The sequence below is a fragment of the Bradyrhizobium sp. IC3195 genome (genome assembly GCF_020193585.1).
In the GTDB taxonomy this organism is placed as follows: domain Bacteria; phylum Pseudomonadota; class Alphaproteobacteria; order Rhizobiales; family Xanthobacteraceae; genus Bradyrhizobium; species Bradyrhizobium yuanmingense.
Genome location: NZ_JADYVG010000006.1, coordinates 158,021 through 172,824, shown reverse-complemented (window position 1 = coordinate 172,824; position 14,804 = coordinate 158,021). Strand labels below are relative to the sequence as shown.

Annotated in this window: 18 protein-coding genes and 1 pseudogene; 10 read left to right on the top strand and 9 right to left on the bottom strand. The window is 63.6% G+C overall.

The annotated features are described in order from the left end of the window. The first annotated feature begins 131 nt into the window (after positions 1-131). Both I6F09_RS15135 and I6F09_RS15130 read left to right on the top strand, forming a co-directional pair. Positions 132-869: a metallophosphoesterase family protein gene (locus I6F09_RS15135; RefSeq protein WP_057026183.1), complete on the top strand. Its 738-nt coding sequence runs from the start codon at positions 132-134 to the stop codon at positions 867-869. A 20-nt stretch (positions 870-889) separates the two neighbouring features. Continuing rightward, the gene (locus I6F09_RS15130) at positions 890-1,543 is read left to right on the top strand and encodes a hypothetical protein (protein WP_225188404.1); all 654 of its coding nucleotides are present in this window, start codon (positions 890-892) and stop codon (positions 1,541-1,543) included. A gap of 1 nt (position 1,544) precedes the next feature. Here the strand turns inward: I6F09_RS15130 and I6F09_RS15125 are convergent, their stop codons facing one another. Beyond that, complete coding sequence (locus I6F09_RS15125) at positions 1,545-1,922, bottom strand: hypothetical protein (protein ID WP_225188403.1); 378 nt, start codon at positions 1,920-1,922, stop codon at positions 1,545-1,547. A gap of 416 nt (positions 1,923-2,338) precedes the next feature. Here I6F09_RS15125 and I6F09_RS15120 point away from each other — a divergent pair, with 416 nt between their 5' ends. Then, positions 2,339-2,716, top strand: a complete 378-nt coding sequence (locus tag I6F09_RS15120) for a hypothetical protein (protein WP_225112342.1) — start codon at positions 2,339-2,341, stop codon at positions 2,714-2,716. Positions 2,717-2,763: 47 nt separating this feature from the next. Here the strand turns inward: I6F09_RS15120 and I6F09_RS15115 are convergent, their stop codons facing one another. Both I6F09_RS15115 and I6F09_RS15110 read right to left on the bottom strand, forming a co-directional pair. Then, on the bottom strand, positions 2,764-3,006 hold the full coding sequence (locus tag I6F09_RS15115) for a hypothetical protein (protein WP_128262894.1): 243 nt from the start codon (positions 3,004-3,006) through the stop codon (positions 2,764-2,766). A 96-nt stretch (positions 3,007-3,102) separates the two neighbouring features. Further along, positions 3,103-3,345: a hypothetical protein gene (locus I6F09_RS15110; RefSeq protein WP_057026181.1), complete on the bottom strand. Its 243-nt coding sequence runs from the start codon at positions 3,343-3,345 to the stop codon at positions 3,103-3,105. Positions 3,346-3,528: 183 nt separating this feature from the next. On the opposite strand from I6F09_RS15110, the gene I6F09_RS15105 reads away from it, so the two are divergent. Continuing rightward, a complete protein-coding gene (locus tag I6F09_RS15105) occupies positions 3,529-4,740 on the top strand; it encodes a hypothetical protein (RefSeq protein ID WP_225188402.1) in 1,212 nt (403 codons plus the stop codon). 15 nt (positions 4,741-4,755) lie between these two features. On the opposite strand, the gene I6F09_RS15100 is transcribed toward I6F09_RS15105, so the two are convergent. The 3 genes from I6F09_RS15100 to I6F09_RS15090 all read right to left on the bottom strand — a co-directional run bounded on the left by I6F09_RS15100 (position 4,756) and on the right by I6F09_RS15090 (position 5,946). After that, positions 4,756-5,034 carry a hypothetical protein gene (locus tag I6F09_RS15100; protein ID WP_225112340.1) on the bottom strand — a complete coding sequence of 93 codons (279 nt, stop codon included), beginning with the start codon at positions 5,032-5,034 and terminating at the stop codon, positions 4,756-4,758. A gap of 163 nt (positions 5,035-5,197) precedes the next feature. Next, the gene (locus tag I6F09_RS15095; protein ID WP_036011274.1) at positions 5,198-5,614 is read right to left on the bottom strand and encodes a hypothetical protein; all 417 of its coding nucleotides are present in this window, start codon (positions 5,612-5,614) and stop codon (positions 5,198-5,200) included. A gap of 41 nt (positions 5,615-5,655) precedes the next feature. Next, positions 5,656-5,946, bottom strand: coding sequence for a hypothetical protein (locus I6F09_RS15090; RefSeq protein WP_036011277.1), 291 nt, complete (start codon positions 5,944-5,946; stop codon positions 5,656-5,658). Positions 5,947-6,981: 1,035 nt separating this feature from the next. Between I6F09_RS15090 and I6F09_RS15085 the strand changes: the two genes are divergently transcribed. From I6F09_RS15085 to I6F09_RS15075, 3 genes are all read left to right on the top strand, one after another. Then, the gene (locus tag I6F09_RS15085; RefSeq protein ID WP_167361675.1) at positions 6,982-7,155 is read left to right on the top strand and encodes a hypothetical protein; all 174 of its coding nucleotides are present in this window, start codon (positions 6,982-6,984) and stop codon (positions 7,153-7,155) included. 632 nt (positions 7,156-7,787) lie between these two features. Next, complete coding sequence (locus tag I6F09_RS15080; protein ID WP_225188401.1) at positions 7,788-9,326, top strand: EAL domain-containing protein; 1,539 nt, start codon at positions 7,788-7,790, stop codon at positions 9,324-9,326. 90 nt (positions 9,327-9,416) lie between these two features. Then, a complete protein-coding gene (locus I6F09_RS15075; RefSeq protein ID WP_036011287.1) occupies positions 9,417-9,782 on the top strand; it encodes an antibiotic resistance protein VanZ in 366 nt (121 codons plus the stop codon). A 44-nt stretch (positions 9,783-9,826) separates the two neighbouring features. Here I6F09_RS15075 and I6F09_RS15070 read toward each other — a convergent pair whose 3' ends face one another. The 3 genes from I6F09_RS15070 to I6F09_RS15060 all read right to left on the bottom strand — a co-directional run bounded on the left by I6F09_RS15070 (position 9,827) and on the right by I6F09_RS15060 (position 11,294). After that, on the bottom strand, positions 9,827-10,273 hold the full coding sequence (locus I6F09_RS15070; RefSeq protein ID WP_036026578.1) for a CHRD domain-containing protein: 447 nt from the start codon (positions 10,271-10,273) through the stop codon (positions 9,827-9,829). A 134-nt stretch (positions 10,274-10,407) separates the two neighbouring features. Continuing rightward, the gene (locus tag I6F09_RS15065; RefSeq protein WP_036011293.1) at positions 10,408-10,692 is read right to left on the bottom strand and encodes a hypothetical protein; all 285 of its coding nucleotides are present in this window, start codon (positions 10,690-10,692) and stop codon (positions 10,408-10,410) included. Between the two features lie 158 nt (positions 10,693-10,850). Further along, a complete protein-coding gene (locus I6F09_RS15060) occupies positions 10,851-11,294 on the bottom strand; it encodes a hypothetical protein (RefSeq protein WP_036011297.1) in 444 nt (147 codons plus the stop codon). A gap of 193 nt (positions 11,295-11,487) precedes the next feature. Between I6F09_RS15060 and I6F09_RS15055 the strand changes: the two are divergent. The 3 genes and pseudogenes from I6F09_RS15055 to I6F09_RS15045 all read left to right on the top strand — a co-directional run. Then, positions 11,488-11,742: pseudogene (locus tag I6F09_RS15055) on the top strand (two-component system response regulator); the annotation flags it as partial. Between the two features lie 184 nt (positions 11,743-11,926). Continuing rightward, the gene (locus tag I6F09_RS15050; protein WP_036035538.1) at positions 11,927-12,598 is read left to right on the top strand and encodes a hypothetical protein; all 672 of its coding nucleotides are present in this window, start codon (positions 11,927-11,929) and stop codon (positions 12,596-12,598) included. 20 nt (positions 12,599-12,618) lie between these two features. Further along, a complete protein-coding gene (locus tag I6F09_RS15045; protein ID WP_225188400.1) occupies positions 12,619-14,769 on the top strand; it encodes an adenylate/guanylate cyclase domain-containing protein in 2,151 nt (716 codons plus the stop codon). Positions 14,770-14,804: the final 35 nt, after the last annotated feature.

Here is a 14,804-nt window from a genome sequence, read left to right as displayed (position 1 = left end):
GGCCACGCGAGGCTTTAATCAAAATGCGGGCTCATCGGTCGGAAACAATTAAGAATACCGATGTGTGACTTGTTCTGCTAAGAGCGGTCACGACTTCCGCTCGTGACGCTGGATGCGATTCGACCGACCCGATGGGCCTTTCCTCCCGCTTTCGCAAGAAGACCAAGCCGCGGCTTCCCGACGGCGTCCGCGTCTATGCGATCGGCGACGTGCATGGCCGCGCCGATTTGCTTCAATCGCTGTTAACCGTGATCGACGCCGACTTGGCCCGCTCGGCGCCGCAACGCGCCATTCAGGTCTTTCTCGGTGACTATGTCGACCGCGGCCCGGACTCACGCGCCGTTCTTGATCTCCTGATCGAACGCTCGAAGTCGCACGAGACGGTCTGTTTGAAGGGCAATCACGAGGTCTTCCTGCTCGAGGTGCTCAAGGACCCGACCCGCCTGCAGGAGTGGCGCCACTATGGCGGCCTGCTGACGCTGGTCTCCTATGGCGTCACGCCGACGATGAACCCTTCCGCGGAGCAGCAGGTCGAACTGATCGAGGGACTGAGACGTGCGCTCCCGCCGGAGCATCTCGCCTTCCTCCAGCAATTGCCCTCGTCCTTTACCTGCGGCGACTTCTTCTTCGTCCATGCCGGCGTCAAACCGGGCGTCCCGCTCGATCGCCAGAAGGATGAGGACCTGCTCTGGATCCGCGAGGAATTCCTCGCCTCCGAGGAGCGCTTCGGCAAATATGTCGTGCACGGCCATACGCCGGTCAGCGCGCCCGATATCCGGTCGAATCGCATCAACATCGACACCGGCGCTTATGCGACCGGCAACTTGACCCTGTTGACGATCCAAGGCGATAGTCTTCTCGCAATTTGAAAGCTCAGGCCGCAACTTCGGTGATCACGCTTCGCGCCATTGGCATCTTGACCGCGATCGCGCTGGCGCTCCACGCCGGCATGACGTTCTATGGCGATCTCGTACGGCCGAACTTTCGCGCCAGCGACTTGTTCTCGGGCGAGATTCCGCCGGACAAGGCCAAGCTCGCGGCCGCAGGCAGCCTGGCATCCTTTTCGTGGGATGGCGACCTCCTGGCAAATCATGCGGCGGCAATGGCCGCCGACGTTCTGCATCGTCCGTCGGCCGAGGCAGGCGGAAGGGCCAGCGAGAACAAGACGGCCCAAGCCGCTGTCGTGGCAGCCTTGAAAGTCTCGCCGATCAGGCCGGCGCTCTGGCTCACGCTCGGCACGCTACAGGCCCAGGCCGCCGAGGCGGTCACGCCTGCGGTGAGGATGTCGTACCTGACCGGGTCGGTGCCGATCGACGTTGCCTTCTCACGCGTCCGCACCGTGACCTCGAGCGCCGCGGCAACCGACGAGGAGATCAAGCTGCTGGCGCAATCCGACATCCGGTCGGCGCTGGCCAACCGCTCGCGTTACGAGCCGCTGCTGATCGCGGCCTATGTGCAGGCAACGCCGCAAGGCAAGTCGCTGCTGCTGGAGACGACGAAGGTGACCGATCCCAGATTCAACGAGATCTTGCGGCGGTACTAAATCAGCGGACCGATTTCGGGTTGACCGGCACGAAGTCCTGATCGCGGCGCGGCTGATCGGATCGCCCCTGGTAGACGAACATGCCCTTCTTGGTGGCGACGATGTCGCCTCGCTGCAGGCTGTCATCGCGAAGCAGACGTTCGGTCGCGACGAGGTCCGGATCTTCCGGAGCCGGCTTGTAGAGCTCCGGATGCTCGCGCCGCTCGCGCGCAACCCCCTTGGCACGGCGTCGCGCATCCTCGATGCGCTGCCGCCATTCGTCGCGCGAGACTTCCGGCTCGCTCGGCGGAAGATAGTTGTTGATGGACGGCTCCGGCTCGGTCTGAGCACGGCACGAGAGCGGGCAGGCGTAGAGAGCCAATCCGACAGCGGCAGCCACGGCCGCCTGAACCGGCGCGCGCGCCGGTCTCCGGCGGTCTGACAGGGACTTGCAGCGGACGGGTCGCACTCCGATGACTCCGATGGCGGGCCGAGCAGCAGCCGCAACTTCAGCTGATACGGCTGCCAATTGCAACATTTTCGGAACGCAGCGGCCGTCCCTTCAAAAAGCGAAAAACAACCCCATGCACAGTAGCCGGCACCAACCGAATGAATGACTTACGTATTTTCCGAAGTCCTGACTTGATCCGTCGGGCAAAACAGGTCTAGTATGGCATGATCCGGAGAGAGGCCGACCGATGATCGACCTATCTGCGATCGGCATCGGATGAGCGCCGCAAGGACAATAGCGTCGTTCTAAGGCCTCGTTAGGCCATCGCTGCTAGACTTCGGCATCCGTCGATGGAGTTGGCGAGAATGCGTGCAAGCCTGGTATCGTTGTTGCGCGTTGCCGTTGCGGCGTATGCCATGTCCGCCCTCACGGCTCACGCCAGCCCGCTCTGCATCAAGGAGCGCACGCCCTTCGCCTTGTCGCAAGACACGGTGAAATGGACGATGTCGATCGCCCCTGGCGCCGACTGCATTCAGGGACTGCGTTGGTCTTACATGCAGATCTTCAACGTATCCGTCGTGAGCGGGCCATCACGGGGACAATTGGCGGTGGTCGGGTCCGGCTTTCGCTATTCGGCAGAAAGGGAAGCGCGAGGCGCCGACAAGTTCACGCTGCTGATTTCGGGCAAGAACCGTCATGATCCCGGGACGTCGACTCTGGAGGTCGAAGTCAACCCGCAATAGGCAGGCCCACGACGCGCGAAGGGGTATCTACTTCGCCCGAAAACGCTTTAGTAACGGCGGCTCGACCCGCTGCCCCGGGTTGTATTCCCGTGATAGGGCCGGGCCCGTCCGTAAGTCGTCACGGGAGGCTCGATCCGGCTCGGGATATTCGGCGTCGCGTTGGGACGCGCGGGCTGCGACGGGTTGACGATGATCACATTGCGGTTGGGTGTCGACGGATCGCTGACGCCCTGGGCCCAGGCGCCCGCAGGCACCACAAGGGCGAGTGTGATCAAGACTATTCGTTTCATGCGATATCTCCCGAGCAAGAACGTCAGGGAGGGAACACCGTTCCTTCACGACGGCATCACGGTTCGTTGCGCGACCTCACCGCGGCACGGGTGACCTCAGCGAGGCACCGCGATCAGCTTGCCATTCCTCCAGACACCTTGGGCCGCCTGTCCGGTAGAACCGCTACCCACGTTCCGGACAGCCGTAGGCCGCGAGGCAGCCTGGGTGGTCTGCTTCTTTTTGTCGGTCGTCGTCACGATGCTGGAGCTAGTCGTGTTGGCCTGATCCTTGGTCCCTTGTGCAGAAGCAGACTGAACCAGAAAGGTCAGAAACATCATTGCTGTCAAAATGCCGCGCATGGTCACACACCGGAAGAAGGAGCCGGTCGAAATGTCACAGGTTTCCGCCCAAAAGCAAGCGCTACGAAACGACCGCGCAGGACCTTTGCGGCCGGAGCATCAGCGTGTTTCACCGCAACCGACGCGATCCGGGGTGAAAAAACCTAGCGAAACGGCACTATCCGGGCTAGTTGATCGCTCTTGATGACCGAGACCGGCGACACCGCAGCCAACGCCTCGCAGGCGCAAGAGATCAAGGCCGGGCTCGTCCGCCTGTTGTCAGAGCGGATCCGCGAAGTCTCCGGCGACCCCAGGCAGATGCGGGATGTCGTCTACGAGCTGGCTCGCGTCAAGCTTCTGGAACAATTCACCCACGCCGATGCGCGGGAAGCGCGAGAGCTCCAGCAAGTCCTCGAACGCGCCATTCGAGAGGTCGAACGCGCCTTTGAGCGAAGCGAGAAGTCTTCACCGACCAGGGATGCCTCGGTCCCCGTGGCGAATTCTCCACCGGCGAACGTTCCCGTCCCCCCGCCCATTCCGACGCTCGCTGCCTCGGCGTCATCAGCCATTCCGATGGCTGCCGAGACGCCGCGGCGTCCTGCCGCACCGCCAGGATCGCCCGACCAACCCAAACGGAGCGGCGCTTTCAAGTCTCTCGTTCGATTGACCGCGATCCTCCTGCTCATTGCTGGCGCCGGCACCGCGGTCGTGTATTGGCCGCGGCTGAAGGCACAACTGACGGCATCGTCGCAGATGGCGCAGCCCGAACGTTCGGCCAAGGGCCCGGAGCCTCAGCTGACCGCGATTCCGACTCCCTCGGCCAGCGAGACCGCTGAACGAATCCCGGAGAGCGCAAAGGAGCCGGCGCCGGCGGCGCACCCCTCGATGCCTTTGCCAACGACGTTCGGCGTCTACGCCTTGAGCGAGGGCCAGCTCCATGAGCTCAAGCCAGTGCCGGGAAAGATTCCGGACCGGCGGGTCGCGATCTCGGCCGCCATCAACACGCCGAGCGCGACCACTTTGATGGACGGCGACGTCAAATTCATCGTGTTCAGGCCCGACGGGGGTGTCGATGCGACCGGGACCGAAGTTCGGGTGATCGCGAAAGTCTCCCGGTCGATGGGCATCGATGCCACGGGCAAGGCCGCCATGGTCAGCGCCGGCGATTCCTGGGTCATCCGCAGCATGTCCTACCCCTACAAGGTAGGTCCGATTGACGACCAGTCGAGAATGCTGTTGCTGCAACCGGAGCAAGACGGCTTCACGCTCGCGCCCGGCCGCTACGTCGTGGTGGTCAGGGGCATGGGCTATGACTTCACCATCGCTGGGACGATCACCGATCCCAACCAATGCGTCGAGCGCATCAATGCGGCGAACGGCGCGTTCTACTCGCCCTGCCCGCCGCCGCGGCGATAACGCAGCCTTTGTTTCCTATTTGGCCGGCTTGCTGTCCTTTGGCGCATCCGCCGGCATGTCGTCGACCTTGCCGTTGTTGGCGACGCATTTCTGGAAGTACTCGCGCTGGTCTTTGCCCGTTCCCTTGGCACTCCCCGCTGCGGGGTTGCCGATCTGCCTGGGCGGAAAGGCCTTGGCCACCGCGGCGTCACATGCCCGCGCCACTTCGGCAGTGATGGCCGACGCCGTCGCCGGCACGGCCAATGTCAAAGCGAATGCCAGCCCAACCAATGTCCGCAAATTCTTGACCGGCACGTCGTTGCTCCTTCACTCGGTGAATGCTTGCCGGACCATACCAAAAAGGAACGAGGCGCCAAACGGCAAAGCGCGCTGAATTGTGACTGCGCACTTGTTCGGACCATGCTCCAGAGCCGCGTCTCGAAGCACGGCCGCAGAGCGCGCAGAAATATCACCGCTCCTAGCTGTTCAGCTGCGGCGGCTTGAAATCCGGAAAGCGCGTGAGCATTGCCGTCTTGACGAACTTCAAGTGGGCGATGCTGCTCGCCAATTCCTTGAGCCGGCGCTGGCCGTTCGAGATGTCGGCCGCGAAGAGATCCTGATGATGATTGTCGAGCGGCTCCCGCTCGAGATATTCGTCGGTGCCGTTTCCGAAGGTGACGGAGGCACGGGCAAGCGCATCGTCGACACGCCGGTTGAGCCCGGCCTGCTCCCTCTCCGCCTCCTGCAAGGCGGTTTCGATCGCGGCCAAAACGGCACCGATCCGCCCGCGGTCGGTCTCCGCGTCACGCTCGGCCGAGCGGGCCTTGAAGGTTTTGTCCTCGCGGCGGGAGCCGAGAAGATTGTGTGCGCGCGCTCTCAGGAACAGCTGAAACATCCGGGCCATCCCACATACGAGATCCAGGCGGGTACCATCGGTCAGACGTAGTTAACAAATCCTGAATCCGGCGCCCGTGCGGTCTGGCTTTGTGCAATCCATGCCCGCCAAGCTCCCGCGTGCTTGGAATACAGCTCGTGCCAGCGGATCTCGCCGTCGGCAGCGGCTCCTTTTCGCACGCGGACCTCGGATGTAAATTGCCCTGTCTCGTTCGATGCAAGATCCAGAGCTTCGAACTCCGCCGTCTCTTCCGGAGACAGGCCGATCAGAACGCGATGCCCTTGGGCATCGACGAAGTATCTGCGCGGCGCGTTGTGCCTTTGATCAGTCATTCGCAGGGCCCTCGTTCATGATCCAAGGCCCCGGACGATCCTTCAGCCGCCGCTCAAAGCCACGAACAAACGCGATCAAAACGAGGACGCAAGTCGCGCCCAGCAAAGCAATCAAATACGCCATTCACGCCCACCTATGCGAGCCGCGAAAATACAGGCGGCTAAACTCTCACCATGAATTGCTACGTTCTAGGTTGCCTTTCCAAAGCTCTCAAGCGCCGCACCGCGTTAACCTAACTGCGCATGGTTATCCGACGCGGCCGCACGGCAGGATCAGCGTGCACTCTCATCGCGGCCATGGCTGTGCCACTACGATGGATGCTCGCTCTGCTTTGACCCCATCGCCGCCGGCGTGTAGGGCGCATAGAGACGATATCGTGCCGATCGCCTGCGCGAGCGCCATGCCCGCACGCCGTAGCCGCAGCAAAAGCCAGCTGCAAAAATCGAAATCAGAACCAGAATTGCAAACATTTGGAATGTTCCCAATGATCGGAACGCTCCTCCCGGTACATTTCAACGTGATGTTCTGACGACTTCAAGATCATCGGCGCTGAAAGTTTTGTCAGAGGAAGATGAAGTTTGTGCAACGTGATGCTTGAATTTTGGCCGTCGCGAGAACCACGAGCCCAGAGGATGACGAAATCTCTCATCGTTCGAGGGCGATATCCAGCCCGCGATGTTAACCCGTGTTCACTGCGGCAGCCGCCTCGGACGAAGCGGCCGGATGCGCTGCCTTCGGGCACAGCTGCGATATGCACGAGAGGCCGATATGTTTCTCGAACGTTTCGGGCGGCCGTCGCAGACAACAATTCTGACGAAGCATCCGTGCTTCTACGGAGCGCCATGCACCAACTTCATCGCGGTAAGGTTGAGAGGTTAGCTTAACCCGCGTTGTTTGTTGCGAACTTTCGGCGATTGCTTATCCATCTCGCACCGGGCTCCCCCAAGCCCGGCCCCACCCAAGCAAAGCCGTCGAGCGAACATGGGTCCGCTTGGCGGCTTTGTCGTTGTGTCGACGAGAGGATCATTTCGGTTATGGCGCGCAGGCCCTGGTCGTTCAAGGAAGATCGCCGGCTCATCGAGCTGGCCAAGTCTTCAACCTCGCTGGAGCAGGCAGCGAAAGCTCTCGGGCGCTCGCCCGATGCGATCAAGCGCATGGCGTTGCGGCTTGGTCTTTCCTTGAAGTCGAAGCCGGCAAAGAAGAGCTGATCTTGGAAGTGCCGGCGCTCGCCTCGGCTTCATGTACGGCCGCTGCAGTCCAACGGCCCCGCATCGATAGGGCCAGCCGCCCTTATCCCGGGGTCGTTCCGGTCCGCCATCGTCTTGGACGGTGAGGTGGATTGAGCGGGTTGCCGGCGGTGCCCCGCCAGCCGCCACACTTAATTCTGCGTCCTCTTCTGGGACCCCATCCCTGGGCTGGTTCCGTAGCTGGGCGTCCCCGTTCCCTTGAAGGCGCCGCCCATCGTGTCGGATCCGGAATTCGTGCCCGTGCCACTGCGCGTCGCGGAGGTGGATTGCGTGCCCGATGGCGTGTCTTTGGTCCCCTGCGCCGAGGCCAGAGAGCTCCCGATTGTCAACGCCATCACGAGACTTAACGTCCTGATCATACTGCTCAACTTTCCATGCTTGTTTCTGACCCCGAGCCGCCAGACCATTGGCCGGGCACTGCTCAGGTGGGGCCCTTCGGGCCGGTCTTTCCGTTAAACCCTATCTTAGCCCCCGCTGGCTAGGATCAATCTCCACGCCTTGCTTGAATTTCCGCCCCGCCCTGTTTTCGCCTGAGCCGGATGAGAGTGCTGCGACCAGACCTCCCGTTTGTGGCACTCGTGCTTGCGAGCACGATGGCGTTCGCCTTGGCGGGTCATTTCGCCGCTGGCGCCGTTATTCGCCAGCACCAGGCGCATCAGCTCAATGAGCTCACCGAGGTGGTTCTGCGCCGATCGGAGCTTGCGGTCGATTTCGCTGCGGGCAGCCTGGACGAGCTCGCGCGGCGCAATTTCGCCAGCTGCGAGCCGGCGGCGCTGCAAGCCATCCGCCTGCACGTCTACCAGCGCTCGGCGATCAAGGACGTCCGCCTCGTCAAGCCGGACGGCTCGGTGATCTGCTCGGCCTATTCCGAGACGCTCGAATTCGACAAGGGATGGGTGGATCGCCGCGACATGCTGCCTTCGCGCGACAAGACGCTTTCCCTGTTCCGCGTGGAGCAGTTCGGCGGCGACGCCCTGGGCGTGCTCAGGGACGTCAATGGCAACTCCGCCCTGGTCGCCATTGTCGGTGTCAATGCCAGCCTGTTCGACATCATGCCGGCCGAGCTGCGCGCGCACAGCCAGGTGATCCTCGCCTTGAGCAATGGCGAGAAGCTCGGCGAATTCCAGACCGAGGCCGGCAAGTCTCTGCCGGCGCCGATCGGCTTCGAGCGAGCGTCCGCTCGGCTCCCGCTTCATGCCACGATCCGGCTCGAGGACGCGGTGCTGTCGAGCTGGAACACCGAGGCCTATTGGCCAACGCTTGCAGTGGCGCTCGGACTTGGCGCGATCTTCGGCATCCTGCTGGCACGCAACCGCCGCATGGAAGGGCCAGTGGCCGATCTCGACCGGGCGCTGACAGCCGGCGAATTCAAGCCATATTACCAACCGATCTTCGACCTCCGGACAGGTCGGATCAAGGGCTGCGAGATTCTGGCGCGCTGGCTGCGCCGCGATGGCTCGGTGGTCCCGCCGATGAATTTCATTCCGCTCGCCGAATCCAGCGGACGCATCCAGGCGATGACCTGGCAGATCCTGGGATCGGCGCTCACCGAGCTCAGGCCATTGCTCAGGGCCGACAAGAATTTCAAGCTGTCGCTGAACGTCGTCCCCAAGCACCTCCTGAGCGCCGGCTTCGTCGAAACACTGCGGCGCACGGTTCTGACGGCACGCGTCTCCGCGCGCCAGATCGTGGTCGAGATCACCGAGCGCGACGAATTGGATGATCTCGCGCGCGCCGCTTCGGTCGTGGCCGAGCTGCGGGACCGCGGCTTCCGCGTCGCCATCGACGATGTCGGCGTCGGCCATAGCGGACTGTCGCGGCTGAAGGGCCTCGGCGCCGATACGATCAAGATCGACAAGTTCTTCGTGGACACGATCACGGTGGACGCATCGACGACCACGATCGTGGAGATGCTGGTGGCGCTCGCGAAAGACCTCAATATGAGCGTGGTCGCCGAAGGCATCGAGACGGAGGAGCAGCTCCGCGCGTTGCTCGCCTCCGGCGTCGAGGAAGGCCAAGGCTATCTGGTTGCGCCGCCCCTGCCCGCCGCAAAATTCAATGAGCTCATCAAATCGCGTCGGGCTGCGCAGCCGGATGCGGCGACATCCGGTGCTAAGGCTTTGGTGGCCTGACTGGTCGGCCCCCAGAGGCTTTAACGATACTTTCTAACGATGTTTTCGGCTTTCGAACCGGAGCGGCGACCAACCTTGTATGTTGGCGCCATGCGCAGGAACCACCTCATAGCAGCCGCAAGCATCTGTCTGGCGCTGATCGCCTATGCCACGCTGGCGAAGCTGTCGGGCCGGCCTGCGCTCATGGGTCACCACGAGGCCTATTGGATCGTCGTGATCGAGCGCTTCAGCGCCTATGGCCTGCTCGGCTTCCTGCTGTCGTTCCTGCTGCCGGGACGGTTTAGCCTGGCTTGCTCGCTCGTCATCGCAGTCGCCATGGGGTTGGAGCTGATGCAAGCGTTGATACCCGATCGCGATCCAGGCTTTCTCGACGTGCTGCAGAAGGCGGCGGGCGGCACCGTGGGCGTCATGCTCGCCCAGATGATCCTGGCGTTCCTGCCCAGACCACCTGCCTGAAACGGCGAGCATGGCCTCGGCGGAGCGACCGGGCGACCCGGTCCTTACTTCATCATCTGGCCGCGTAACTCACCGCCTGGGTTGGCGGCCGTGTGAATGTTCGCGTACCATTTTCCGCCCAACAGATCCGCCGCCTGCGCCTCGGTGAGGGTTGCACTGCCTTCGATCGGGCTTTGCGCCGTCTTGAACGGCAGGGCGATGCCGGCATTCTTCCCGGCCTCGCCGGGGCCGTGAAAATGCGCCCCTATCGCCGGTCCCGTCAACCCGGTAAAGGTGACGAGGTAGGTCAGGACCTTCGTTTCGGTGTTGTAGCTCGCCTCCGCCTTGCCCGACCCGGTCGAGCTATTCGGCGGCACTTCATTGCTTCCCTTGAGCTCCGCTCGCAGCTTCACGACCTCCGCACCTGCCGTTCCGCTCGTCGCGCTGACGCCTCCGACCAGCGCCAATGCCCCCAACAGTGCCACGGACCGTCGACACACGGCTTTGCTCATGCACTTCCTCCTGCGGATTTCGTTGGTCCCGCGATGAAAACACCGAGGACTGCCGGACATTCCACCGCAGAGCTTATGCTGATTCGGGACAACGCTCGCGGGAATTAGCCATCGCAAGCGCATCACGCGCCGGCTCAGGCCGCCCCGCGCCTCGTGTGACGCTCGGAGGGAACCAGGAGCTCGGCCATCTTCCGGTGGGTGTCGTGCAGCGCTTCAATGGCGCAGTCGAGATCGAAATCCGCCTCGCGGACGGATGCAAAGAACTTGGCCGTCAGCGCCAGATCGAGCTTGACGCGCGTGGCACCGTCGCGACTCCTGCGACGATCGAGCGACAAATGGATCGCGCGGTCCCTCGCCTCCACAGCATCGCAGCCGCAAAGCGCGCCGAGCTCGTCATATGTCATCCAGATTTGAGGCATGTTCTTCCACCACGCTTGATCTATCGCAGACTAGATAGCTCTCGCTTCTGAAGGCGGAGTTTCTGCAGCGCGAATTCGAGCCAACAACGTCAACGCAATGCTAAGCGCGGCGCAGACGTGAGCCGGGTGGACTGGCGCAGCTTGTTGCCGATCCACTGTCACTTGGGCGCGCCCGTCGTGAACGGATGCCGCGGCCGTGAACGGCTGTCGAGCCTCTTGGGCAGCTTGTCGGCCTTGAGCTTCACGACCGCGCCCCGGGGGTCAGGAGCCGGCGCCTCTTCCTGGCTGTAGATCAGCGTCGCTTCGAATCTCACGTCGGGCGCTTGGCGGGCCGTTCCCGAACAGGTCGCCATCGCCCCGCTATAAACGCCGGAGAGCTCGACCTCGACCTCGTCCAGCCCGAACACGGTCGGCGGCCCGTCGGCATGTCGCCGTGTGGTCAGGACGGCCGTGAAATGCCGGTCGTTGTCGAACTGATAGGAGCCGCCATAATTGAAGAAGCTGTCGCTGCCTGAGATCCGTCCCTGGGCCAGATGCACGATGCCGGTGCCTTGCGCGTGCGCTGTTCTGAACCACGCCGCGTATTTGCCCTCTTTCAGCATGGAAACATCCACCCGTAATTTCCACGTGTATTTGCAACGAAGCTTGAGGCGCGACAATGACCGACACGACGAGCATTCCGCCACGGTTAACGCCCTGCAAAATCAATCCGTTAAATTTCTGCGGCCGCACGCGGCGGCGGCGACGTCAAAACAATTCGATGCCGTCGTCAGCCGTTTCCACGACTTCGACGCGACGCGACGGCCGTACAAGGAGCCAATGCCGCGCGAGCTCGCGCGCGGCTACCTGGTCGAGAACGCCGGGCGACAGTTCGATCCTGGCTGCGTCGAGGCTTTCCTGTTGCGCTGGGACGAGGTGGTCGAGATCGCCGGCGGTCAGCGGACAAGTCCCTTGCCGGTCGCCGCGGCCCCTCCCGCTCCCGATATAGAGCGTGCAGCAGCGAGCTCGTCAGACGCGCGCCATCCCGCCGAGGCCGTCCCGACCGCCTGACCCGATCGATCCGCCAACATCTTGCCGCGGTACCATTTTTCTCCGGTCGCCGGTTTGAACCGGTTCCTGCTAAAGTGGCACCAAGCCCTGAGAGTGATTCTGGTCACACTTGCCCCGGCGCCCTGCTGCTAGGCATCGAACCAGGACGGGCACCAGAGCATCGTCGAATTGGATGAGAATTCCCATGAAAAGCCTGATCGGCGCCTGTGTCGGCGCATTCTGCCTTGCGGCCCCCGCTTGGGCGGAGACTCCCGCCGCGATCGTCGAGGACGTCCAGGGCAAGGTCGACGGCATCGCGTTCATGGATTACGTGGCGCCAGGCAAGATCATCAAGCTCGGGCCCAAGGCCAGCATCACGCTCAGCTACCTGAAATCCTGCCAGCGCGAGACCATCAGCGAAGGTGTCGTCCTGGTCGGCGCCGAGCAGAGCACGGTGCAGCTGGGCGAGGTCAAGCGGGAAAAGGTGCCCTGCGATACCAATGCGGCAAAACTGTCCGAGCGCGAGGCGAACCAGAGCGCCGCAACGACCTTCCGCACCGTGCGCTCGGACGCCAAGGGCGGACCGGCCAAGCTGCCGACGCTCTACGGCGTCTCGCCACTGGTGCAGGCCAAAGCCGGCGGCACGCTGGTGATCGAGCGCACCGACGGCAAGGAGCCCACGATCAGCGTGCCGCTCAAGCGCGACGCCATGACCGGCGGCGGCAAGTTCTATGATTTCGCCAAGGCCGGAAAGACACTCACCCCGGGCGGCAGCTACCTCGCCATTCTCGGTGCCAAACGCTACACCTTCCAGATCGACGCCAGCGCCACCTCCTCGCCGACCCCGATCATCGGCCGCCTGCTGCGGCTCGAATAGACGGACCTGGCGACGGGGCGATGCGGCGGATCGGGGGACGGGACATCGTTGCGGCAATCCTGATCGCGCTCCTTGCGGGCGCGATCTTCACGTCCCCGCCGCTGCAGACACTGCAAGGCCTCTCGCTCGACATCCTCACCGCACTGCGTGGGAAGGTTGTCGGCGAGCGCCGCGATCCCGCGACGTCGCCGGTCGTCGTCGTGGCGATCGACGGCGAAACCTACGAGACCCCGCCCTTCAAGGGATCGCCGACGCAGACCTGGACGCGCGAGATCGGCCGGGTGCTCGGCAGTATCAGCGACGGCGGCGCCAAGGTGATCGGCTTCGACGTCATCTTCAAGAACTCGATCGAGCAATCCGAGATTCCCTTTGGCGACGCGCCGCTCGGCGCCCGGATGCGCGGATTTGACCGGGACTATCTGATCGCGCTGCGGCAGATCTCCGACAACGGCAAGCTCGTGCTCGGCGAGATCCTGAGCAACGACCATCCGGAAATGCCCTACCGTGCGCAGCGGCTGGCGGTGCGAAACAACGTCCGCGCGCTCAATGTCCACACCGACGCCGACGATGTCATCCGGCGGATGCCGCTCAGCTTCTCGATCGAGGGCAAGCCGGTGCCCACAATGGCGGCCGAGCTCGCCGCCCGCGCGCTCGGCGCGAAGGTCGAGATGGCGCCATCCGGCGCGGCTGGGCTGTCCGGCTACGCAATCCCGAGCACTGTACCGAACACGCTGACGCTCAACTTCCGCGACCTCAGTCGCGACGTTCCGACCTTCTCCTTTGCCGATCTGCGCGCCTGCGTCGAAAAAGACGACCGCGATTTCTTCCGGCGCGCCTTCGAGGGCAAGGTCGTGCTGCTCGGGACCGTCCTCAACTTCGAGGACCGCAAGCTCACCTCGATGCGCCTGTCCGGCGGCTATGACGGAACGCCGTCGGCGCGATGTGCCCTGCCCGCGGCCGCCGGCACCGCGCAAAAGCCCCGCAGCGACGTCGCCGGTGTGTTCGTGCACGCCGCTGCGGTCCGAAACCTGATCGAGCGCGATGCCGTGACCGAGCTCGGCTTTCCCTCGCGCACCCTTCTCACGATCGCGTTCGCGGCCGTCATCGCCTGCGCGGCCGGCGTGTTTGCGCCGAGTGGCGCCCTGATCGCCTGGCTCGGCCTCACCATCGCCTACGCGGTCGTTGCCGTCGGGGCATTCGTCCATGCCTTGGCGCTGCCGCTGACCGAGCCGGCGCTCGCCAGCCTTGCCGCGCTCGCGATCATGATCGGCTATCGCTTCGTGCTGGCCGACCGCGACGAGCGCTTCCTGCGCAAGAGCTTTGCCTTTTACCTCGCGCCCGAGGTGATCGAGACCATGGTGGCCTCCGGCAAGATGCCGGCGCTCGGCGGCGAGATGCGCAACGTCACCATGTTCTTCTCCGACCTAAGCGGATTCTCGTCGATCGCCGAGACGATGACGCCGGTCGAGCTGGTGACGCTGATGAACGAATATCTGTCCGCCATGACCGACATCATCGAAGGCCATGGCGGTTACGTCGACAAATATATCGGCGATTCCATCGTCGCCATGTTCGGCGCCCCGGCCGACGATCCCGCCCACGCGCGCAGTGCGGTGCGTGCTGCGCTGAAGTGCCACGAGACGCTGGCCGAGCTCAATAAAGGCCATCCCGCCTTCGCCGGTCACGGCCTGTCGCACCGTATCGGGCTCAACAGCGGCGAAGCCGTGGTCGGCAATATCGGCTCGCGCCGCCGCTTCAACTACACCGTGATGAGCGACACCGTGAACGTCGCCTCGCGGCTCGAAGGCGCCAACAAATATTACGGCACCGCGATCATGGCCTCGGAAACCACGATGGCGCAGACCGGCGATAGCTTCGCCTGGCGCGAGCTCGATGCGATCAGGGTGCAGGGCCGCGGCGAGGCGATCAGGGTGTTCGAGCCGCTCGCGGAAGCAGGTGCGGAAAGCGCCGAGCAGGCGAAGGTCGCCGCAGCCTATGCGGAAGGGCTGGCGTGCTGGCGGGCACGGGAGTTTGCCAAGGCGGCCGACGCGTTCGTGGGCGTCGCGAAGATCGATCCTGCGTCAGCCCGGTTCGCCAAACGTGCGAACGTACTGACGCAGACTCCGCCGCCGCCGGACTGGACACCGGTCAATACGCTGGAAGGAAAGTAGTGGCTTCTTACCCTCCCCTGGAGGGCCCTCCAGGG